We start from the raw sequence: 19,591 nt of genomic DNA on the forward strand, positions 1-19,591 counted from the left end.
TCGCCAAGACAGCCTTTGAAAGGCGCACCACAAGGAGCTTCAGCCATGCGGTATCCATCGCGTATTGAATTTTTCAGCAGCGGTCTCGCCTGCACGTTGGCGTTCTGCGCCATGGGCCAGGCCCAGGCCTATGAGCTGTACGCCGACGAAGACAGCCACCTCAACGCCGACCTGCTGGCGGTGTTCGGTCATTTCAACAGCCGCAAGAACTACGACGGCACACCGGGCGGGTCTACCTGGCGGGAAGGTTTCATCAAGTATGGCGTGAGTGGCGATCAGGCCCTGGCCGGCCGTGGCACCGCCTACGGCGCATTCAGCCTGGTCAGTTCCGCGACCTGGGGAGACGGTGACGCGGCGGGGAACAGCCTGGGCACCGAGCGGACCACGAAAATCGAAGACGCTTACCTGGGCTGGCGATCCGCCGATCTGTTCCCGCTGTTGGGCCAGGACGGCGTCGACATCTCCGGCGGACGCCAGGTGGTCAAGTTGGGCAGGGGATTCTTGATCAACGACGACGGGCCGAACATGGGCAAGGGACCCGCCGATGGCCGCCTGAACCGCGGTGGCGCCTATTACCTGGCGGCTCGACACGCTTTCGACCAAACCGCCGTGGTGCGCCTGGGTGGGCAGGACGGTGTGCATGGCAGTGTGGCGTGGCTCAAGTCCGACAACCGCGCCCAGGCCGAAACCGAACTGGCCGCCAGTACCCTGGACTACACCGCCAAGGCCGGAACGCTGGGGCTGACCTGGGTCCATGGCATTGACGTGAGTGACCGCTGGGCCAGTGATTTCCAGAAACAACGCAAAGGCATGAACGTCTACAGCATTCGCGGTGAGGGTGACGCAGGCATCGAGAACGCCAGCCTGGCGTTTGAATATGCCTGGCAAGACAAGGACGCCGGTCCCGAGAAAGCCTGGTACGCCGAGGCCGGATATACCTTTGCCGACGTGACCTGGTCACCGAAACTGACATACCGCTATTCCCGCTACTCGCAGAAATGGGACTCGCTGTTTACCGGCCAGAGTACCGGCTACGGGACCTGGTTCCAGGGCGAAGTGGCCGGCAACTACGCCGGGCCATTCAACAGCAATACCGCCATCCACCACGTCGGCCTGAAGGCCGCCCCACTGGAGAACCTGACCCTCGGCGTGCTGTTCTTCGATTTCAACACGGTGCGCAAAAGCAATGCGCTGGACCTGGATGCGCGGGAGCTGGACCTCTATGCCGAGTGGGCCGTCAATCCGCACCTGATCGTCACCCCGCTCATAGGGCTCTACAAACCGGACCGGGACTCGACCACAGGCGGCAATCAAGCCACCGGCAACGGCACCAACGTGTACAGCCAGGTGAGTGTGGCCGTTCCGTTCTGAGGCACGGGCTGCGGCTGTCATGACGCCGCGGCGTCGCGGTCTAGCGCTGAAGGGGAGCGGGTGGATTCTGCATTTTTTCGGCAATGCGCCGGGTGGTCTCCATCACCATTTCAACCACGGTTTCCTGGCGCAGCAGCTTGAAGCTCTGGGTGCTGCCGACCGCGGAAAGGCTGCCCACCACCTCGTCGATCTCGGAATTGATGATCGGCGCGGCGATACCGGTCAGTCCCTGGTTGAGTTCGTCATGGGTCAGGCAGTAGCCATCCTTGCGGATCTTTTTCGCCGCCTTGGAAAAGCTGGCCCAGTCGTAGGGATTGTCCGGGTCGTTGGCCAGGTGCTCGTCGTACAGGCGTTGCAGGCGCCGGCTCTTCTGGAAGGCGATCAGAACCTTGGACTGCGCACCGCGAAAAAACGGCAGCGGCTGGCCGCGACCGAAGGCAAAGCGGTACGTGTCAGTGGGTTCGGCGATGTAGGTGTTGATGATGTGACCGTCGTAGAAAACGCTGGCGAACACTGCCAGGCCGGTTTCTTCGGACAGCTCGTGCATCAGCTCGCGGCCGGCCACAAGGATCGGATCGTACTGCCGCATCATCCAGTCCAGCTCGATGATCCGTGGACCCAGGCCATAGCTGCCGGCATCCACCCGACTCAGCAGGCCGGCGTCGCACAGGTCCTTGACGTAGCGGTACACGGTCGCCCGTGAGAGGCCCATGTGCTCGGCGATGGTGTCGGGGTCGATCTTCAACCGTTGCGGGCCGAACAGGTCCAGGACACTCAACATTTTACTCAGACTGCTCATTTGGCTCCTAAAGGGGAAGGGCGCGTGGCTGGCCGTTTGGTGAGCACTATAGGTAGACGCGCCTGGGATGGAAAGCCTGCTCACCGGCTGATGCAAGCGCTGCCACGTTACTCCAGAGCTTGAGAAATGCAAGCGGATTTGCAGGTTGTGATGCGCTATAAACTCACGTTAATCTCAAAATACGAGCTTTATGCAAATAAAATACTTGTTTTGTTGGTTTTGATGTGTGATAAATCTCAGCCATTGCAAACGCTCGAACAAGAGGGCTGGAAATGAATGGCGCGCAATTGATAGTGAAGGCGGCGGTGGCAAGCGGTATCGAGTACTGCTTCGCCAACCCCGGAACGACCGAAATCCCCCTGGTGGCCGCCATGGCCAGCGCCCCGGCCCTCAAGCCGGTCCTGTCCTTGTTCGAAGGTGTGTGCACCGGCGCCGCGGACGGTTACGGCCGGATTGCCGGCAAGCCGGCGATGACCCTGACGCACCTGGGGCCTGGTTTCGCCAACGGCATTGCCAACCTGCACAACGCCCGTCGCGCCAACACGCCGATTGTCAACGTCATCGGCGATCACGCCTCCTGGCACGTCAACTACGATCCGCCGCTGGCCAGCGATATCCAGGCATTGGCCGGGAGCGTCTCCGGCTGGGTGCGTACCTCGCGCACGGCATCGGGTATCGGCGAGGATCTCCAGGAGGCCGTGCGGTCCGCCTGGCAAGCCAAGGGCCAGATCGCCAGCCTGATCCTGCCGATGGACCTGCAAGCCAACGAAGTGGCGCGGGAAACGGCCTTCAGCACCTTGCACGCGCCGGTTCGGCGGTTTGCCGGTGACCGGATCGAAGCCATCGCCCAGGCACTGCGCAATGGTCAGCGGCTGGTGTTTATCGTGGGTGACCAGGGCCTGTCGGTTGCCGGCCTTGAAGCCGCGGGACGCCTGGCGCGATTGCCCGGCGTGCACCTGTTCGCCGAAACCTTCCCGCGCTTGAGCTATCGCGGCGGTGGTCTGCCGGACCTGGATCGCTTGCCCTATTTCCCCGAAGTGGCCATCGGCGTCCTGGACCAATACGACGCGGTGGTGTGTGCCGGCATTCCAGAGCCGATCAGTTACTTCGGCTACGAAGGTATTCCTTCTCGCCTGGCGGAACGTGATCGCCTGCTTTACCTGGCCGACGTCGGGGACGACGTGGCCGGTGCACTCACCGCACTGGCCGATGCACTGGAAGCACCGGCCTTCGTGCCGACGCCGATGGGTGTCGAGTTGCCGCCCGCCACCGACGAGTTGACCCCGCAGTCGATAGGGCAGGTGTTGGCCGCTTCGTTGCCGGATGACTGCATTGTCTCGGTGGAGGGTGGCACTTGCGGCTACCCGTTCTTCACCGCGTCGGCCCGTGCCGCACGGCATCGGGTGCTGACCAATACCGGGGGCGCCATCGGCCAGGGCATTCCGGTGGGGTTCGGTGCTGCGCTGGCCGAGCGAGGCAATCGGGTGTTCTGCCTGCAATCGGACGGCAGTGCCCAGTACACCATCCAGACCCTGTGGAGCATCGCCCGGGAACAGCTGCCGGTGGTGATTCTGATCGCCGCCAACCATCGCTACGCAATTTTGCAGAACGAGTTGCGCCGGTTTGGCATGACCGATTTCGGTCCCGAAGCCCTGAGCCTGACCGTGCTGGACCGTCCACGCATCGATTGGAAGGCCCTGGCCAAGGGCTACGGCCTGGCGGCGAGCACGGTGCACACCAATGCCGAATTGCAACGCGCCTTGGCCAATGCGGCCGTCGATGGCGGTCCTTGCCTGATTGAAATGGCGCTGTGAAGGAGGGGATATGAGCCAGATCCAATTGTTACCTGCCGTCGAGAAATTCCTTGCGCAACCCGGCCGCTTGTTCATTGGCGGCACCTGGCAGGACGCCGCCAGCGGTCGCCGGTTTGCCGTGGAAAACCCGGCCAGCGAAAGCAGCGTGGCTGAAGTGGCGGAAGGCGGTGAACGCGATGTCGACGCGGCCGTCGCAGCGGCCCGCGCAGCTTTCACCGGGCCGTGGGCGCAGCATTCGCCGGCCCAGCGTGGCCTGTTGTTGTTCCGCCTGGCGGAATTGCTGGATCAGCACCGCGAAGAACTGGCCCAGTTGATCACGCTGGAGAACGGCAAGCCGATTGCCATTGCCCGCGGTGAAGCGGCCAGCGCCGCCAACATAATTCGTTATTTTGCCGGCTGGCCGACCAAGATCGAGGGCAGCACGCACCCGGTGTCTCCCGCCAGCGGCGCGCCGATGCTCAATTACACCGTGCGTGAGCCCGTGGGTGTCTGCGCATTGATCGTGCCTTGGAACTTCCCGTTGACCATGTGCGTGTGGAAGCTCGGCCCGGTGCTGGCGACCGGTTGCGTCGCGGTGCTCAAGCCGGCCGAACAGACGCCCCTGGCTGCGATTCGCCTGGTGCAGTTGATCGAGGCCGCCGGCTTCCCGGCCGGGGTGGTCAACCTGATCACCGGCCTGGGCGCCCATACCGGCGCGCCGCTGGCCGGGCACCCGGACGTGGACAAGATCGCCTTTACCGGTTCGACCCAAGTCGGTCGGCTGATCGCTCAAGCGGCCACCGGCAACATGAAAAAGGTGTCCCTGGAGCTCGGCGGAAAGTCGCCCAACATCATCTTGCCCGACGCCGATATCGTGCGCGCCGCCAAGGGCGCCGCCGATGGCATCTTCTACAACCAGGGCCAGGTCTGCACCGCCGGCTCGCGTCTGTATGTGCACGCCAGCGTCCTCGACCAGGTACTGGAAGAGCTCCAGCGCCACGCAGCCGCCCATGTGTTGGGCCCTGGGCTGGATCCGGCCAGCAGCATGGGGCCGCTGGTGTCGGCCCGCCAACTGGGCTCGGTCCGTGGCTATCTGCAGCGGGGCCAGGAAGAAGGCGCCGAGCTGATCTGCGGCGGCGACCGGCCGGCCCACCTGGAGCGCGGCCATTTCATTCAGCCCAGCGTGTTCCTTGACCGCGCCGAGCGGGCCTGCGTCGCCCGCGAGGAAATCTTCGGCCCGGTGCTGACTGTCATGAGCTGGACCGAGGTCGATGAGCTGGTCCTGCGGGCCAACGACTCGCCCTACGGCCTGGCGGCCGGTCTCTGGACCCGGGACTTGCGCTCCGCGCACCGCATAGCCGCGCAGCTGAAGGCCGGTTCGGTGTGGATCAACTGCTGGAACGTCGTCGACCCGGCCTCGCCATTCGGTGGCTACAAACAGTCCGGATGGGGACGGGAAATGAGCAAGAACGTGATCGACGCCTACACCGAAACCAAAAGTGTTTTCGTCGATCTCGCCTGAGCCGAACAATCACAAGAGGAACTGCTATGGATCTGGAATTACAAGGCCGCGTGGCCATCGTCACCGGCGGTGGCATGGGCATCGGCAAGGAAGTCGCACGCTTTCTGTCCCAGGAAGGTTGCAAGGTGGTGATCTGCGCGCGGCGCATGGAGTATCTCGAACAGGCCGCTGAAGAAATCACCGCAGAGACCGGCAACGAAGTGCTGCCGCTGTTCTGTGACACCAACCAGATGTCGGCCGTGTCCGACATGGTGCACGCCGCCCACAAGCACTTCGGCCGCATCGACATCCTGGTCAACGGTGCCGCGGCGCCGTCCGGCGTGGTGCGCAATGACATCGAGCACGCGGGCGACGATGAACTGCTCTCGGACCTCAACACCAAGGTCATCGGCTATTTCCGGTGTGCCAAGGCCGTGACCCCGCACATGAAGGCGGGCGGCTTCGGTCGCATCATCAACATCGGCGGCCTGACCGGTCGCGGCAGCAAGGTCCTCTCGGGGATGCGCAACCTGGCCATTGCCCACATGACCAAGACGCTCTCCGACCAGCTCGGCCCAGCCGGCATCACCGTCAACCTTATCCACCCCGGCGTGGTGGACACCCCGCACATCCAGGAGCTGTACGAACGCGAAGGGATCAAGCAGGGCAAGACACCGGGGCAGGTCGAGCAGGGCTACATCGACGCGACGCCGATCCGACGCACCCTCGCGCCCATCGAAATGGGATGGCTGATCGGCTTCCTGGCATCGCCCAAGGCCGGCGCGGTGACGGGCGAATCCATCGGCATCGATGGCGGCCTGACACGTGGCATCTTCATTTGAGGAGCAGCAGCAATGAGTAACGGAACCCTTTTGGTCGCCACCGTCGGGCAGGCGGTGATCCGCAGTGCCGACGACGGCCGCACCTGGCACCGCCTGGGCCTGGGGCAGGACCTTGAGTTCGATGCAATCACCCGATCCCTGAGTGTCCACCCTGGCACGCCTGAAGTGATCTATGCCGGCACCGACGTCGGCCTGTGCGTCAGCCACGACACCGGAGGTCACTGGCAGCAGGTGGACTCGCCGTTCAACGGCCAGACCGTGTGGAAGGTGGCCGTGGATCCGGCGGATGCCCAGCGCATCTTCGTCGGTACGGGCGCTCCTTCCCGAGCCGTGCTCTGGCGCACCCTCGACGGTGGCCGGAGCTGGGACCGTGCCCCGGTGGAAATTCCGGAGTTCTGCGAGGGTGTCAGTCGACCACGCTTGCTGGCTTTCGCCTATGACCCCACGGATCGCAACCAGCTCTGGTTCGGCCTGGAAGAGGGTGGCCTGTTCCACAGCCACGATGGCGGAGACAGTTGGACCCGCGTCGACGACCGACTGCTGTGGGACTTCAACTCGGATGTCCACAACATCCTGGTGCTGCCCAACCATGGCCAGAAAGTCATCGTGGTGGTGTGCGTCAACGCGGTCTACCGCAGCCTCGATGAAGGACAGACCTGGACCGGGATCATTGCCCGCGAAACTTTCGGCTTGTACTACGTGCGGGCCATGAACGCACCGTTGGGCAGCGAGAACACGCTCTACCTGAGCATTTCCGACGGCACGCCCGGCACCACCAGCAAAGTGCTCGTCTCCCGCGATGCGGCGGTCAGTTGGGAGGTGTTGCCACTGCCGCAGCAACCCAATTCGTGCGTCTGGGCGATTGCCTGCAACCCGGCTGATCCGCGCCAGATCGTCGCCGGCACCAAGTACGGGCACCTGTTCACTTCCGAGAACGGCGGTGACGGCTGGCAGAAGCAGTGGCGTGAGTTCAGTGAGATCGCTGATGTGCTCTGGACGCCGGCGGTGGCGCAGATCAAGTCCGGGCACCAATCCATCATCAAGAAGAACTGAGGTATCGCGCGATGAAAGTCGAGGTCGTTCGTACTCACCTGTCGCTGTTCGTTCGCGACCCGGAAACGTCGGCACGCTGGTACGCCGATGTGCTGGGCATGCACGAAAGTGCCCGGGGGGAGAGCTGGATCATGATGGCGTTCGGTGCCAAGCACCACGACATCGCGTTACTCCGCGCCGAGCCGGGGGCCCATCAGGGTGGCCTGGGATTGCAGCACTACGGGCTGGAAATCGCAGGTGACTTGACCACGCTGCGCCAGCTGTACGGCATGTTGCTCAGCAAGGGGATCGAAGTGGTGAAAATCACCGATCACGAAATCGGCAATGGCGTGTACTTCAACGACCCCGACGGCAACCGCATGGAATTCTTCCTCGAGACTGAACATGACGATGAGCGCGGCAAGGCCCGTTTCAGGGCCGCCGGAGCACCCAGTCGCAAGTTTGATCTCGATCCACTTTGAAAGAGCACCGAGCCATGAAAACCGCGAATTTTGCTACTTACCACATCCGTAAATGGTACAGCTTCGTCGAAGAAACCCTGGCCAACGAAAGTGGCCAACTGGCCGATGGCGAGCCCTTGTTCAAATATGCCATTGGCGCCGTGATCGCCAATCCCTATGCCGGGCGCTTCAGCGAAAGCCTGGCCGAGTTGATCGAGCCGTCGCCCTTGCTGGGCCAGGAGTTCGGTCGGCGCATCCAGGCACTGGCGGGCGAGCACGAGATCGTCAGCTATGGCAAGGCGTGCCTGGTCGGCAGCCAGGGCGAGTATGAGCATGGCAATGCGCTGTTGACCAATCCGGCGGCGGATCCGATTCGTGTCGCCCTGGGCGGCGGCAAGTCCTGGGTACCGTCCACCGGCAAGCGTGGCGGCCCTGGCGTGACCATCGACGTGCCGCTGGCTCACAAGGATGCGCTGTACGTGCGTTCGCACTACGACAGCATTTCGCTTTCATTTGGCGACGGCCCCTCTGCTGACGAACTGGTCATCATCTGGGCGTTCGCCACCCGTGGGCGTTTGCACGCGCGTCTGGGCGGCCTGCAAGCCGCGGACGTCAAGGGCAACGACGGCTTGTATTAAGGGGCGTTGATCGTGGGAACCGAACGAATGTCCGCAAACAGCCATTTCTTCAGCAATCGGACGGGGATGCGCCTGCACTATCTGTCCTGGGGCAGCCCGTCAGGCATCCCGGTGGTGCTGCTCCATGGGCTGCGATCCTACGCCCAGACCTGGCAATCCCTGGCCGATGCCTTGGGTGCGCCCTATTGTTGCTATGCCCTGGACCAGCGTGGCCGAGGGCACAGCGACTGGGCGCCCGCCGACACCTACCGGACCGAGGCCTATGTCAGCGATCTGGAAGACCTGGTTGCGCACCTGGGGTTGCAGAGATTCGTCCTGCTGGGCCACTCCCTCGGGGGTACCAATGCGCTGGAGTATGCACGGCTCAATCCCGGGCGGCTCCAGGCGCTGGTGATCGAGGATATCGGGCCCGGTTCCTCCATCAGCGGCGATGGCGCCGAGCGCATTCGCCGGGAAATGAGCGAAACGCCCCTGTGTTTTCCTGACTGGGAAAGTGCCGCTCAATTCTGGCTGCAGGCGCGTCCGGGGTTGTCCCAGCAGGCGCTGGCGTCCAGGTTGACGTATTCCATGAAGGAAACCCTCAAAGGCATCGAATGGCGTCACGACCAGCAAGGCATTGCCCAGGCACGCCTGAGTATTACGCCGACGGACCTGTGGCCGGCGGTGCGGGCGCTGGATTGCCCGACGCTGTTCATCCGTGGCGGGCGTTCCGACTTTCTTCCGGCGGCAACCCTGGAAGCCATGAAGACCGCCAATCCGCTGGTGCACACCACGGAAGTCGCCGATGCCAGTCACTACGTCCATGATGACCAGGGGAAAACCTTCAACCGTGTCGTCAGGGATTACTTGCACGGCCAGCACCTACAACCACAACAACGAAGCGGTGAAGCGTGATGAAGCAGGACAAAACCCAGGTGGTCATCGTGGGCGGTGGCCCGAACGGGATCACCGCCGCGCATTACATGGGCCTGTACGGTATCGATTGCGTCGTCCTCGAACTGGCGGACGGGATCCTGCCGTACCCCCGCGCGGTGGGCATGGATGATGAAGCGTTGCGGGTGTTGCAGGGCATCGACATCGCTGAGCTGGCCAGCCGGGACATGATCTGCAATGTGCCCTTGCGCTACTACAACGCCCGCGGCGTGTGCTTTGCTGAAGTCAAGCCGAGTACCGCCCACTATGGTTGGCCGATGCGCAACATTTTCATGCAGCAGTTGCTGGAAGGGACGTTGCGGGAACAACTGGACCGGCACCCCGGTGTCGATCTGCGCCAGGGGCATGAAATGCTCGACCTGGAGCAGGACGGGCAAGGGGTGACGTTGCAGGTGCGCGACGCCCAGGGCGAGTTGTACCAGTTGCAGGCGCAATACGTGATTGGCGCCGATGGCGGCCGTTCCAGCGTGCGCAAGAAGCTCGGCATCGAGCTGCTGGGCCTGACCCATCCGCGCAAATGGGTGGTGGTCGACACGGCCAACGATACCCAGGATGCACCCTATACGGCCTTGCACGCCGATCCTCAACGGCCCTTCGTCTGCATCTACCTGCCGTACCAGCAGCGCCGCTGGGAGTTCATGCTGCTGGAGGGCGAAGATGAAAACACGATGTGCGAGGAAGCGACCATCCGTGGCTTGATCCGCGGGCACATCGGCAATGCCGCGGATGAACTGGAGATCATCCGCATACGCGCCTACACCCATAACTCCCGGGTCGCGGCGCGGTTTGTCGAAGGGCACGTGGCCTTGGTGGGCGATGCGGCGCACATTTCCCCGCCGTGGGCCGGGCAGGGGCTCAATTCGGGTCTGCGGGACGTGGTGAACATCGCCTGGAAAATCGCCGCCATCATCCAGGGGCGTGCGTCGGCATCGATACTTGCCAGTTACGACCAGGAGCGACGTGGGCACGCCACCGACCTCATTGCCTTGGCCGATAACATGGGCGCCGTATTGGGGCTGACCAATCCGCTGATGGCGGGTGTGCGGGACTGGCTGTTCCAGGCCGTCAACAGTGTCGACAATCTGCGCTCGCACCTGCTGGAGTTCAAGTTCAAACCCAAGGCGACCATTACCAAAGGCCTGGTGCATCACGAACGGGCGGAGCTGCACGAGGATGACCTGGTGGGGCAGTTGTTCATCCAGCCGACCGTCGAAGATGAGCAAGGCCAGCGTCGGCGCTTGGACGAGGTGCTGGGAACTTCATATGCCGTGCTGGGTTATCGGGTCAATCCGAACGAGCCGCTCAGCGAAGAGACCCGTGCCTACTGGGCGCGCTGGAACACCCGCTTCATTCAGGTCAACCGTTCCCGAAGCGGCAAGGGGCGTAACCAGCCGTTGTCCGCGAGCCAGGCGATCTGCGTCGAAGACGTCGATAACCGCTTGGGAGAGTGGTTTGCCAAGGTGCGGGACTGCGTCGTGGTGGTGCGGCCAGACCGTTTCGTTGCCGCGATTACCACGCCCGAGAGGCTGGAAGGCGTACTGCGCAAACTCGCGGAGCAGCTGTCATGAAGCCATGGGATGAACTGCCGGGCCAGCTTCATCAGGCGACGTTGACGGCGCGGGCGCTACCGCCATTGGCCCCCCAGGCCTTTGACTTGTCGACCGGCTACGTCCTGCAGCGCGAGGCGTTGCGCCAGCGTCAGGCCCGAGGCGAGCAGTTGAGCGGATGGAAGGTGGCCTTCGCCGGGGGCGCGGCGCAGAAGCGGATGGGTATCGAAGAACCGGTGCTGGGTGCGCTGACCGACGCCATGGCCGTCGAGCCCGGCGGTTCGGTAGACCTGGCGAGCCTGATCCAGCCCAAGCTGGAGATCGAAATGGCATGCTTCCTGGGACGGACCCTGGCGCCGGGTGAGCACAGTGACGAGGCGATCCTGGCGTGCGTGTCCGCAGTCGCCCCGGCCTTCGAGATCGCCGATTGTCGATGGCAGGGCTGGAGCTTCGGCGTCGGGGCGTTCCTGGCCGACAACGCGGCGGCGGGGCGGTATTGCGTGGGCCCGCGTATTGAACTCGAGCCGGGCCAGTTACCCCACGTGAGCTATTGCCTGGAACGGGATGGGGTGGACTGCGGTAACGGTGACACCCAAGCGCGGGAGGATACGCCACAGGTCAATCTCTGTTGGCTGATCCGGCGATTGCTGGCGGATGGGCAGCGCCTCGAGGCGGGGCAGGTCGTATTGTCGGGGGCGTTGCTGCCGCCCATGGACATCCAGCCCGCGCAATACCGTTTGCACATGCTTGGCACGGAACTGGCTATGGCTTTCCGGGCGGGCGCTGGCGCTCCGTAAACCCTGCCGCTGTCATGGACGATCGAGCACCTTACGCACGGTCGGTCAATCAAAGACCGACCCTCGAGGAACACTGATCATGCTCGCCGAAGTCCGTACCTTCAATGATCCTCAACAGCATGCCGGCTCGATCCTGGGCTGGCAGCAGGTCTATGACCAGCTCGGGCGCGGATGCCTGTCCAGCGAGCTGCAGCAGATTTGCGCCGAGCGTTTCCAGATCTTCCAGGAAGTGCTGGATAAGCGTGTGGTGCAGCGCGGCTGCGCGCCAAAGGGACGCCTGTGCATTGCCATGTCCCTGGGCAGCGCGCCGGTGGTCCAGGGGCATCAGGTCGATGCTCACAACGTCGTGCTGCTGCGCGACGGAGAAGACTTTGTCCTGCACGCCCCGGAAGGGACGCGGTTCTTCGCGATCAACGTCGACATGGTGCGTTTCGCCAAGCTGGCGGCCTATGAGCTGCCGGACGAGCAGCTCAAGCGCTTGAAAAACGTGTCCCAGGTCAGCGTGGATGAGACGGTTCTGCTGCGTGTTCAGCAGAGGATTCATCCGCTGTTTCGCCGACTCCTGGAGCAGCCGGACGCGATCACTCCGGCCTCGGAAAAAGTTCTGGAGGACGTCCTCCTCGATGCCTTCCTCGATCTGTTCAGCCATGCCTCGGACGAAGTCCGGGGACGGCGCGGTAATTTTGCCGTCAGCGCCTATCTGGTCAAGCGCTGCCAGGAGCTGGTAGGGGACAGCGATACATCCCTGAGCATCCTCGATCTTTGCGAGCAACTACGGGTCAGTCGCAGGACCCTGCAGAACAGTTTTCAGGCCGTGACCGGTATGCGTCCGGTCGAGTACCTGCGCAACCTGCGGCTCAATGCCGTGCGGCGTCGCTTGATCACTACCCAGGCAACCGCGCAGAACGTTGGCGAGATCGCCGTGGCCATGGGCTTCTTTCACCTGAGCCACTTCGCGACGCATTACCGGGAGTTGTTCGGCGAGTCACCCTCGGAAACCCCCAGGGTCAGATAATGCTGTTCACTTAAGAAAAGCGATGAACCGCATTACAGGAGCCAGAGGTGGATAACCTGGCAATGTTACCGGGCTACCTCTTTGCACATTAATGGGCGTCCCTGAGCCAATAAGTAGCACACCAGCACGGCCTCGCCGTGATTGCTGAGTACCTAACCAGCCTGTCTGGCTATTCCCAATCCCTTTAAATCAATCACTTGTGCGTGAGCCGGATGTCTTGGCACGCATCCTGCTATTTTTTGAATCCATGGATAATTGGATACAAAAATACAAGGGGTGCGGCCATGCAATTTGCTCCGTCTTACACTGAACGTCCCCCGGTGACCGCCGAGGAAGAGGCTTACAACTTTTTGCTGGAGGCCATCTGCGGTGGCCGGTTCCATAAGGGGGATCGGCTGATCGCCGAGGACATCGCCAGTGAAATCGGCATGAGCCGGATGCCAGTGCGCGAGGCGTTCCGGCGCCTGGATGCCCAGGGCCTGGTCACGCTCCGACCCAATCGCGGAGCCGTCGTCAGCGGCCTGGACATCGACGAACTGCAGGAAGTGTTCGAGATGCGCAGCGCCCTCGAAGGCCTGGCGATCCGGGTCGCGGTGGGGCGCATTGGCGATCGCCAGCTGGCTGCCCTGGAACGTCTGCTGGACGAGATGGACGACTACCGCGACGAAAGCGCCGAGTGGGTCAGCCGTCATCGGGCTTTTCACGAATACCTGTGCAGCCTCAGCGGTCGTCCCAGACTGCTGAAGCAGATCAGTGCCCTTTATTCCCTGGTGGAGGCGCCCATGCGCCTGTGGTTGCAGCACGTTGAGAAACCCGTGAGCGCGCGCCAGGAACACGTGGTGATCCTCGAAGCGATCCGGGCCGGTGACGCCGACAAGGCGGAGGCGGTGGTACGTGCGCACATCGAAGGCACCATCCCTGAATTGATCGAGTTCCTGCAAGCGAAAAAATAAGCAGAGCAGGCCTGAGCCTGCCCGTGTTCTGACTCTGAGTACTGCCCGTTACCCACTGAACTGGAGTGTCTGGTCATGCATAAGCCTCGCGTGTTGATTGCCGCAATATCCTTGGGATTCTGTGCACAGTGGGCGGCTGCCGCCCCCGTGGTGCCGGAGCGCTTGATCAAGGCCGACAAACTGGTCTATTGCTCGGGTATGGACTCCCCGCCGCTGGTGTCCTTTGACGAGGCACAGAAACCCAAGGGATTGACCGTCGACCTGGGCCTGGAAATCGCCAAGCGCCTGGACGACAAGAAGGTGGAGTGGCGGGTCGTGCCGTTTTCCGGGTTGCTCCCCGCGTTGCTGGCCAAACAGTGCGACATGATCGTCGACCAGCTGTTCGACAAGCCCGAACGCCGCGAGGTGATCGATATCGTCAACTACATGTACTCCAGCCAGGCGGTGGTGGTGCCCAAGGGCAATCCCAAAGCCATCAAGACGCTCCCGGACCTTTCCGCGCGCAAGGTGGCGGTGCTCAACGGCTCCACCATCAAGACCCTGCTCGATGCCGAGAATGAGAAGCTGACCAAGGCCGGAAAACCGGCGATGAAGCTGGTGGTCTATAACACCGACACCGATGCGTTCCAGGCGCTGCGCATCAGTCAGGTCGATGCCTATGGCACCACCGTGGAAACCGCCGGTTATTACGCCGCCATGGCCCCCGACTTGTTCGAGGAAGGGGTGCCGGCCTTCAGTCGGATTCTCACCGGCATCGGCATCCGCAAGGACGATCCGCAACTGAGCGTCGCGGTGCAGCAGGTGATCAGCGACATGCGCGGCGACGGCAGCTACAGCCAGTTGCTCAACAAATGGCATGTCGCCGGTGACTCTCTCGATTGAGGTAAGCGTTGATGAATTTCAATTGGGATGTGTTCTGGCAGTATTTGCTGCAGCCCAGTGGGGTCTATCTCACCGGGCTCTGGCTGACTTGCCTGATCAGCGTGCTGGCGATGTTGCTGGGCTGCGCCCTGGGTCTGGCGGCGGCGCTCTTGCGGCTGTCGAAGAACCCGTTGCTGCACCTGCCGGTGCGCTTTTACGTGTGGCTGATGCGCGGCACGCCGCTGCTGGTGCAAATTGTCTTTCTCTACACCGCACTGGCCGCCGGCGGGATCTTCCGCTTCGAGGACATCGATCTGTTCGGCTTGGTGATACCCGGCAATATCCAGGCGGCGATCATCGCCCTGGGCCTGAACGAAGGCGCCTACATGGCCGAGATCATTCGCGCCGGCATCGGCGCGGTCGACAAGGGCCAGTACGAGGCCGGGCGGTCCCTGGGCATGACCTTCGCCAGGCTGATGCGCCGCATCATTCTGCCCCAGGCGTTCCGGGTCATCGTGCCGCCGCTGGGCAACGAGTTCAACGTGATGCTCAAGAACACCACCCTGGTCAGCGTGATCGGCGTTCAGGAATTGCTGCTCAGCACCCAAATGGTGACGTCGGCGACGTTCCGAGTGTTCGAGCTGTACCTGGTGGTGGCGATCTACTTCCTGCTGCTGACCACCCTCTGGGGCTTCTTCCAGCGCTGGCTGGAGGCCCGCTTCGGTCAGTCGGACCGTCCGTCTTCGCCGCCGCCAGCCGCTACGCGGATGTTCGGCCGCAGCACCTTGAAACTGCTGAGGGAACGTTAACCATGGCGCACAAAAGTGAAGAGCTGATCATCGAGGCGCTGGATGTCCACAAATCCTTCGGTGATCTGCAGATCCTCAAGGGTATTTCCCTGCAGGTACGCCGTGGCGAAGTGGTGGTGCTGATCGGCGCCTCCGGATCCGGCAAGACCACCTTCATCCGCTGTATCAATCTGCTGGAGGACATTCAGGGCGGGCGCATCCGCGTCAATGGCCAGGCCATGGGCTACCGGGAACGGGCCGACGGCAGCCTGGTGCGCGATTCGGAGCGCAACATCGCCCGCCAGCGCCGGGACATCGGCATGGTGTTCCAACGCTTCAACCTGTTCCCCCACATGACCGCCCTGGAGAACATCATCGAGGCGCCGATCCAGGTCCTCGGGATACCGCGCGCCACCGCGTTGGAGCAGGCCCGCAGCCTGCTGGCGCGGGTCGGCCTGGCGGACAAGGCCAGCCATTACCCCTCCATGCTCTCTGGCGGACAGCAACAGCGCGTGGCGATAGCCCGGGCGTTGGCGATGAAGCCCCAGGCCATGCTATTCGACGAGCCCACCAGTGCCCTCGACCCGGAAACCGTGGGCGAGGTGCTGCAGGTGATGAAGGAACTGGCGGAAGAGGGCATGACCATGGTGGTGGTGACCCACGAAATGGGCTTTGCCCGGGAGGTGGCCGACCGTGTGGTGGTCCTGGACCAGGGCGAGCTCATCGAGCAAGGTCCGCCGGAGCAGATTTTCAGCCACCCCAGCCATCCGCGTACCCAGGCCTTTCTCAGTCGCGTGCTCTGACTCATTTTGTCTGTGAAGAGATTCTGCCATGTTGAAATTTTCTGCTCACGAGTACCCGTATCCGTCGCAACGCCAGAGCGTCTTTGCCCGTCGCGGCATGGTCGCCGCCTCTCAACCCCTGGCCGCACAGGCAGGTATCGAAATCATGCACAAGGGCGGCAACGCCATTGACGCCGCCATTGCCACGGCGGTGGCGCTGACAGTGGTGGAGCCCACCGGCTGCGGCATCGGCGGTGATGCCTTTGCCTTGGTCTGGTGCAAGGGCCAGTTGCACGGCCTTAACGGCAACGGGCATGCGCCGGCGTCTCTGAGCGTCGAAGCGGTGCAGGCGGCGGGCCATGAATGCATGCCGCTCTATGGCTGGACGCCGGTGACGGTGCCCGGTTGCCCATCGGCCTGGGCCGAATTGTCGCAACGCTTCGGCAAGCTGCCCTTTGCCGATCTGTTGCAACCGGCGATCAGCCTGGCGCGGGGTGGCTTTGCGGTGTCGCCGGTGGTTGCCCATCAATGGCAGATCGCCGTGAAGGAGTTCACCCCCCATCGCGACCCGGTGCTGGAGGCGTGGTTCGATACCTTCCTGATCGAAGGGCGCGCGCCGCGGGCAGGAGAGATCTTCCGCAACCCCGCCCAGGCCCGCACCCTCGAAGAACTCGCCGCCACCCGTTGCGAAAGTCTCTATCGCGGTGCCCTGGCCGAGCGCCTGGATAGCCATTCCCGCGCCACCGGCGGCTACCTGCGCAGTACCGACCTCAAGGATTATCGCGCCCAATGGGTGGAGCCGATCCACGTCAGTTACCGAGGCATCGATGTCTGGGAAATCCCGCCGAGCGGGCAGGGCCTGGTGGCCTTGATGGCGCTGAACATACTCGAAGGCTTCAGCTTCGATCACCGCGACAGCCAGCAGACCTGGCACCGCCAACTGGAAGCGATGAAGCTGGCCTACAGTGACGGCCTGCACTACATCACCGATCCACGGCACATGCGCGTGGCGGTGGCCGACCTGCTGAGTGACGCATACAGTGCCCGGCGCCGTGAACAGATCGGCGAGCAGGCATTGTCGCCCGCGCCCGGCGATCCCCACGCCAGTGGCACGGTGTACCTGGCGACCGCCGACGAAGAAGGCAACATGGTTTCGTTCATCCAGAGCAACTACCACGGCTTTGGCTCCGGTGTGGTATTGCCCCACAGTGGGATTGCCCTGCAGAACCGCGGGCAGGAATTCAGCCTTGACCCGACACACGCCAACTGCCTTGCGCCGGGCAAGAAGACCTTCCACACCATCATCCCCGGCTTCCTCACCCAGAACGGTCAGGCCCTTGGTCCTTTCGGCGTCATGGGCGGCTACATGCAGCCCCAGGGACACGTGCAGATGGTCATGAACCTGGTGGACTTCGGCCTGAATCCCCAGGCGGCCCTGGACGCGCCGCGCTGGCAATGGCTGGGCGGGATGAAGGTCGGCATCGAGCACGGCGCCTCACCGGACCTGGTCAATGCTCTGGCGCGTCGCGGTCATGAGGTGCAGGTCAGCAGCGACCTGACCGACTACGGGCGCGGGCAGATCATCCTCCGCGATCCGGTCAGTGGTGTGCTGTGCGGAGGGACCGAGCCCCGGGCAGATTCGCATATTGCGGTTTGGTAATGCGGTAGGCTTCTGCCGCGGGAAAGCCTTTCGCATCGGTCGTGTGGTTGAAAAAAAATGTATCACTGTGCCACTATTGTTCTGGCCATTGCTGCCGACACAGGCAGCATCGTTTTTAATCATAGGGACTTGATGCATGTCTTTTCGTACACTCCGCACTCTTGCGGCACTGTCGCTGTTCGCCTGCTTGACACTGACCGGCTGCGCCCACGTTCAACCCCCGGTACCGCTGGATAATCAATTCTGGGATGCCAAAGAGCCAACGATCGGTGTGGCAATTACCGTGGTGCCGGAACCGGTGTTGGCACTGACCGGCAATCAAGGCATTCTGGATTTTGCAATCAACAAAGGTGTCAACAGCAAGCTCAGCGATAATGTCGAAAAATGGCAAGTGCGCGACCTCAACACCTTGCCCGATGCCATTGTTGCCAAGTTGCAGGCCAAGGGTTTCAAAGCCAAGCGAATCAATGAGCCAGTGGACCTGAAGATATATAAGGAAGTCAGTTTCCGCGAAGGTTACATGGCCCGCGACCTGACCCCAATCAAGGCGGCCTATGGTGTTGATCGTCTGTTGTTGGTGAACATCCTCGGCACGGGCGCCACTCGTAGCTACTACAGTGTCGTGCCGACCAGCGTGCCCATGGCCCAAGTGGGCGGGCAAGGGATGGTGGTCGATCTGGCCGACAACAAATTGCTCTGGTTCAAACCCTTCGCTGTCGTGCAAGCCGCTCAGGGCGAGTGGGACGAGCCGACCTACACCAATCTGACCAATGCCTTCTACCAGGCCATGGACACCAGCCGTCAGCAAATGATCACCCCATTCGAACAATGAGGTGCTCGCTGATAGCGTTCAGTGCGCTGACATTGCTGACGCTGGCCGGCTGTGCACAGAAACCGGCACCGGAAACCGGTTTCAAGTCGCAAGAGGCAGTAGCCTACGTCCAGACCCATGGGGTCAAAGTAGATGTGCAACTGCCTCAAGCATTTGTAGGGGCCAGTACCGTAGTGGATGCCGCGGCCGCGCAGAATGCCGCGACGGCGAGTTATACCCTGGTTGCGAGTTCTGGTAACTCTGCCGGGGTCGCCGGTTTGCTGGTCGCCAGCCTGATCAATACTCAGATGGGCAGCGGCAGCTTGCAACGTGACGCGGAAAATACCGCCGCCAAGGAGTCACGACCGCTCGCCGACTTGTTGGCCGGGGTGCCATTGCAGGAGCGTTTGCAACAACGCTTTCAGCAAGCGTCGGCGGCGGCCGGTATCAAGCAGGGAGCAGGGCAGGTCAGCGCACGTCTGTTGATCGAGCCTAAACTGATACTCACACCGGATCGCGGCAGTTTCGTACTGGTCAATCAGGTGCAAGTCCAGGATATTGCCGGTTCGGCGCTGTATCGCATGCGCATTGAAGTTACCAGCCAGCCGATTCGACGCTGCGGCAAACAATGCGTGGATGACGGCACCCTGGAGCTTTCTCAAGTCACGACTGTACTCGACGAATGCATCGATGAGTCGATGCGCGTGCTTGCCACTGACATGATGCTGCCGACACCGCCACAGGCTGCCCAGGAAACCTTGCGCTATGTTCTGGATGGACAACGGGTAGTCGAGCGTGGCTATCAGTTGGCGAGTCATGGAAACTATCGGCGTTATCGCAACCTTTACGGTGCGGTGAAATCCATTCCGGTGCCCTTCGAGGATGCGTTGACGCAGGAACAGTTGCGGGCGGCTTATGAACGCTAGCTAAACCCCTCCCTGTCGAACTGTCGGCGGGTCATGCCATCAGGGGGTTGCTTCAGAGGGGGCAGCATGAAGCGGGCGTAG

The 19,591-nt window shown here is 62.5% G+C and carries 20 protein-coding genes; 19 read left to right on the forward strand and 1 reads right to left on the reverse strand.

Annotated features, from left to right (window positions below; all coding sequences use genetic code 11):
- The first annotated feature begins 45 nt into the window (after nt 1–45).
- Nucleotides 46–1,371 (forward strand): alginate export family protein, encoded by a 1,326-nt coding sequence (locus AD665_RS22750; protein ID WP_053193890.1) that lies wholly within the window; start codon nt 46–48, stop codon nt 1,369–1,371.
- Nucleotides 1,372–1,411: 40 nt separating this feature from the next.
- On the opposite strand, the gene AD665_RS22755 is transcribed toward AD665_RS22750, so the two are convergent.
- Entirely contained in the window at nt 1,412–2,170 is a 759-nt protein-coding gene (locus AD665_RS22755) for an IclR family transcriptional regulator (protein ID WP_024777300.1), read from the reverse strand.
- 126 nt (nt 2,171–2,296) lie between these two features.
- Here AD665_RS22755 and AD665_RS27470 point away from each other — a divergent pair, with 126 nt between their 5' ends.
- The 18 genes from AD665_RS27470 to AD665_RS22840 all read left to right on the forward strand — a co-directional run bounded on the left by AD665_RS27470 (nt 2,297) and on the right by AD665_RS22840 (nt 19,510).
- Complete coding sequence (locus AD665_RS27470) at nt 2,297–2,446, forward strand: hypothetical protein (protein ID WP_155514795.1); 150 nt, start codon at nt 2,297–2,299, stop codon at nt 2,444–2,446.
- Nucleotides 2,443–3,984: an acetolactate synthase large subunit gene (locus tag AD665_RS22760; protein WP_024777299.1), complete on the forward strand. Its 1,542-nt coding sequence runs from the start codon at nt 2,443–2,445 to the stop codon at nt 3,982–3,984. The genes AD665_RS27470 and AD665_RS22760 overlap by 4 nt, the downstream gene beginning before the upstream one ends.
- Nucleotides 3,985–3,994: 10 nt before the next feature.
- Entirely contained in the window at nt 3,995–5,485 is a 1,491-nt protein-coding gene (locus tag AD665_RS22765; RefSeq protein ID WP_053193892.1) for an aldehyde dehydrogenase family protein, read from the forward strand.
- Between the two features lie 26 nt (nt 5,486–5,511).
- A complete protein-coding gene (locus AD665_RS22770; protein WP_024777297.1) occupies nt 5,512–6,306 on the forward strand; it encodes an SDR family NAD(P)-dependent oxidoreductase in 795 nt (264 codons plus the stop codon).
- Between the two features lie 12 nt (nt 6,307–6,318).
- Nucleotides 6,319–7,359 (forward strand): YCF48-related protein, encoded by a 1,041-nt coding sequence (locus tag AD665_RS22775; protein WP_024777296.1) that lies wholly within the window; start codon nt 6,319–6,321, stop codon nt 7,357–7,359.
- An 11-nt stretch (nt 7,360–7,370) separates the two neighbouring features.
- Complete coding sequence (locus AD665_RS22780) at nt 7,371–7,820, forward strand: VOC family protein (RefSeq protein ID WP_024777295.1); 450 nt, start codon at nt 7,371–7,373, stop codon at nt 7,818–7,820.
- Between the two features lie 14 nt (nt 7,821–7,834).
- Nucleotides 7,835–8,437, forward strand: a complete 603-nt coding sequence (locus AD665_RS22785) for an amino acid synthesis family protein (RefSeq protein WP_024777294.1) — start codon at nt 7,835–7,837, stop codon at nt 8,435–8,437.
- 27 nt (nt 8,438–8,464) lie between these two features.
- Nucleotides 8,465–9,331: an alpha/beta fold hydrolase gene (locus AD665_RS22790; RefSeq protein ID WP_053193895.1), complete on the forward strand. Its 867-nt coding sequence runs from the start codon at nt 8,465–8,467 to the stop codon at nt 9,329–9,331.
- Nucleotides 9,331–10,938 (forward strand): bifunctional 3-(3-hydroxy-phenyl)propionate/3-hydroxycinnamic acid hydroxylase, encoded by a 1,608-nt coding sequence (locus AD665_RS22795; RefSeq protein ID WP_053193898.1) that lies wholly within the window; start codon nt 9,331–9,333, stop codon nt 10,936–10,938. The genes AD665_RS22790 and AD665_RS22795 overlap by 1 nt, the downstream gene beginning before the upstream one ends.
- Nucleotides 10,935–11,714 (forward strand): 2-keto-4-pentenoate hydratase, encoded by a 780-nt coding sequence (locus tag AD665_RS22800; protein WP_053193901.1) that lies wholly within the window; start codon nt 10,935–10,937, stop codon nt 11,712–11,714. Before AD665_RS22795 ends, AD665_RS22800 begins: the two co-directional genes overlap by 4 nt.
- A 79-nt stretch (nt 11,715–11,793) precedes the next feature.
- Complete coding sequence (locus AD665_RS22805) at nt 11,794–12,729, forward strand: helix-turn-helix domain-containing protein (RefSeq protein WP_024777290.1); 936 nt, start codon at nt 11,794–11,796, stop codon at nt 12,727–12,729.
- Between the two features lie 284 nt (nt 12,730–13,013).
- Nucleotides 13,014–13,682, forward strand: a complete 669-nt coding sequence (locus tag AD665_RS22810; protein ID WP_024777289.1) for a GntR family transcriptional regulator — start codon at nt 13,014–13,016, stop codon at nt 13,680–13,682.
- Nucleotides 13,683–13,757: 75 nt separating this feature from the next.
- The gene (locus tag AD665_RS22815) at nt 13,758–14,564 is read left to right on the forward strand and encodes an ABC transporter substrate-binding protein (protein ID WP_053193903.1); all 807 of its coding nucleotides are present in this window, start codon (nt 13,758–13,760) and stop codon (nt 14,562–14,564) included.
- An 11-nt stretch (nt 14,565–14,575) separates the two neighbouring features.
- Entirely contained in the window at nt 14,576–15,352 is a 777-nt protein-coding gene (locus AD665_RS22820; RefSeq protein ID WP_024777287.1) for an amino acid ABC transporter permease, read from the forward strand.
- Nucleotides 15,353–15,354: 2 nt separating this feature from the next.
- Nucleotides 15,355–16,134: an amino acid ABC transporter ATP-binding protein gene (locus AD665_RS22825; protein ID WP_053193906.1), complete on the forward strand. Its 780-nt coding sequence runs from the start codon at nt 15,355–15,357 to the stop codon at nt 16,132–16,134.
- 28 nt (nt 16,135–16,162) lie between these two features.
- On the forward strand, nt 16,163–17,773 hold the full coding sequence (locus AD665_RS22830; RefSeq protein ID WP_053193909.1) for a gamma-glutamyltransferase family protein: 1,611 nt from the start codon (nt 16,163–16,165) through the stop codon (nt 17,771–17,773).
- Between the two features lie 136 nt (nt 17,774–17,909).
- The gene (locus AD665_RS22835; RefSeq protein WP_024777284.1) at nt 17,910–18,605 is read left to right on the forward strand and encodes a hypothetical protein; all 696 of its coding nucleotides are present in this window, start codon (nt 17,910–17,912) and stop codon (nt 18,603–18,605) included.
- On the forward strand, nt 18,602–19,510 hold the full coding sequence (locus AD665_RS22840) for a hypothetical protein (protein ID WP_053193912.1): 909 nt from the start codon (nt 18,602–18,604) through the stop codon (nt 19,508–19,510). Before AD665_RS22835 ends, AD665_RS22840 begins: the two co-directional genes overlap by 4 nt.
- Nucleotides 19,511–19,591 lie beyond the last annotated feature (81 nt).

The sequence above is a fragment of the Pseudomonas corrugata genome, from assembly GCF_001269905.1.
Lineage (GTDB): Bacteria > Pseudomonadota > Gammaproteobacteria > Pseudomonadales > Pseudomonadaceae > Aquipseudomonas > Aquipseudomonas corrugata.

What these genes read in the sequence shown, in the direction of transcription:
- AD665_RS22750 (WP_053193890.1), top strand. Translation starts at nt 46, where the DNA reads ATGCGGTATCCATCGCGTATTGAATTTTTCAGCAGCGGTCTCGCCTGC.
- AD665_RS22755 (WP_024777300.1), bottom strand. Translation starts at nt 2,170, where the DNA reads ATGAGCAGTCTGAGTAAAATGTTGAGTGTCCTGGACCTGTTCGGCCCG.
- AD665_RS27470 (WP_155514795.1), top strand. Translation starts at nt 2,297, where the DNA reads ATGCAAGCGGATTTGCAGGTTGTGATGCGCTATAAACTCACGTTAATC.
- AD665_RS22760 (WP_024777299.1), top strand. Translation starts at nt 2,443, where the DNA reads ATGAATGGCGCGCAATTGATAGTGAAGGCGGCGGTGGCAAGCGGTATC.
- AD665_RS22765 (WP_053193892.1), top strand. Translation starts at nt 3,995, where the DNA reads ATGAGCCAGATCCAATTGTTACCTGCCGTCGAGAAATTCCTTGCGCAA.
- AD665_RS22770 (WP_024777297.1), top strand. Translation starts at nt 5,512, where the DNA reads ATGGATCTGGAATTACAAGGCCGCGTGGCCATCGTCACCGGCGGTGGC.
- AD665_RS22775 (WP_024777296.1), top strand. Translation starts at nt 6,319, where the DNA reads ATGAGTAACGGAACCCTTTTGGTCGCCACCGTCGGGCAGGCGGTGATC.
- AD665_RS22780 (WP_024777295.1), top strand. Translation starts at nt 7,371, where the DNA reads ATGAAAGTCGAGGTCGTTCGTACTCACCTGTCGCTGTTCGTTCGCGAC.
- AD665_RS22785 (WP_024777294.1), top strand. Translation starts at nt 7,835, where the DNA reads ATGAAAACCGCGAATTTTGCTACTTACCACATCCGTAAATGGTACAGC.
- AD665_RS22790 (WP_053193895.1), top strand. Translation starts at nt 8,465, where the DNA reads ATGTCCGCAAACAGCCATTTCTTCAGCAATCGGACGGGGATGCGCCTG.
- AD665_RS22795 (WP_053193898.1), top strand. Translation starts at nt 9,331, where the DNA reads ATGAAGCAGGACAAAACCCAGGTGGTCATCGTGGGCGGTGGCCCGAAC.
- AD665_RS22800 (WP_053193901.1), top strand. Translation starts at nt 10,935, where the DNA reads ATGAAGCCATGGGATGAACTGCCGGGCCAGCTTCATCAGGCGACGTTG.
- AD665_RS22805 (WP_024777290.1), top strand. Translation starts at nt 11,794, where the DNA reads ATGCTCGCCGAAGTCCGTACCTTCAATGATCCTCAACAGCATGCCGGC.
- AD665_RS22810 (WP_024777289.1), top strand. Translation starts at nt 13,014, where the DNA reads ATGCAATTTGCTCCGTCTTACACTGAACGTCCCCCGGTGACCGCCGAG.
- AD665_RS22815 (WP_053193903.1), top strand. Translation starts at nt 13,758, where the DNA reads ATGCATAAGCCTCGCGTGTTGATTGCCGCAATATCCTTGGGATTCTGT.
- AD665_RS22820 (WP_024777287.1), top strand. Translation starts at nt 14,576, where the DNA reads ATGAATTTCAATTGGGATGTGTTCTGGCAGTATTTGCTGCAGCCCAGT.
- AD665_RS22825 (WP_053193906.1), top strand. Translation starts at nt 15,355, where the DNA reads ATGGCGCACAAAAGTGAAGAGCTGATCATCGAGGCGCTGGATGTCCAC.
- AD665_RS22830 (WP_053193909.1), top strand. Translation starts at nt 16,163, where the DNA reads ATGTTGAAATTTTCTGCTCACGAGTACCCGTATCCGTCGCAACGCCAG.
- AD665_RS22835 (WP_024777284.1), top strand. Translation starts at nt 17,910, where the DNA reads ATGTCTTTTCGTACACTCCGCACTCTTGCGGCACTGTCGCTGTTCGCC.
- AD665_RS22840 (WP_053193912.1), top strand. Translation starts at nt 18,602, where the DNA reads ATGAGGTGCTCGCTGATAGCGTTCAGTGCGCTGACATTGCTGACGCTG.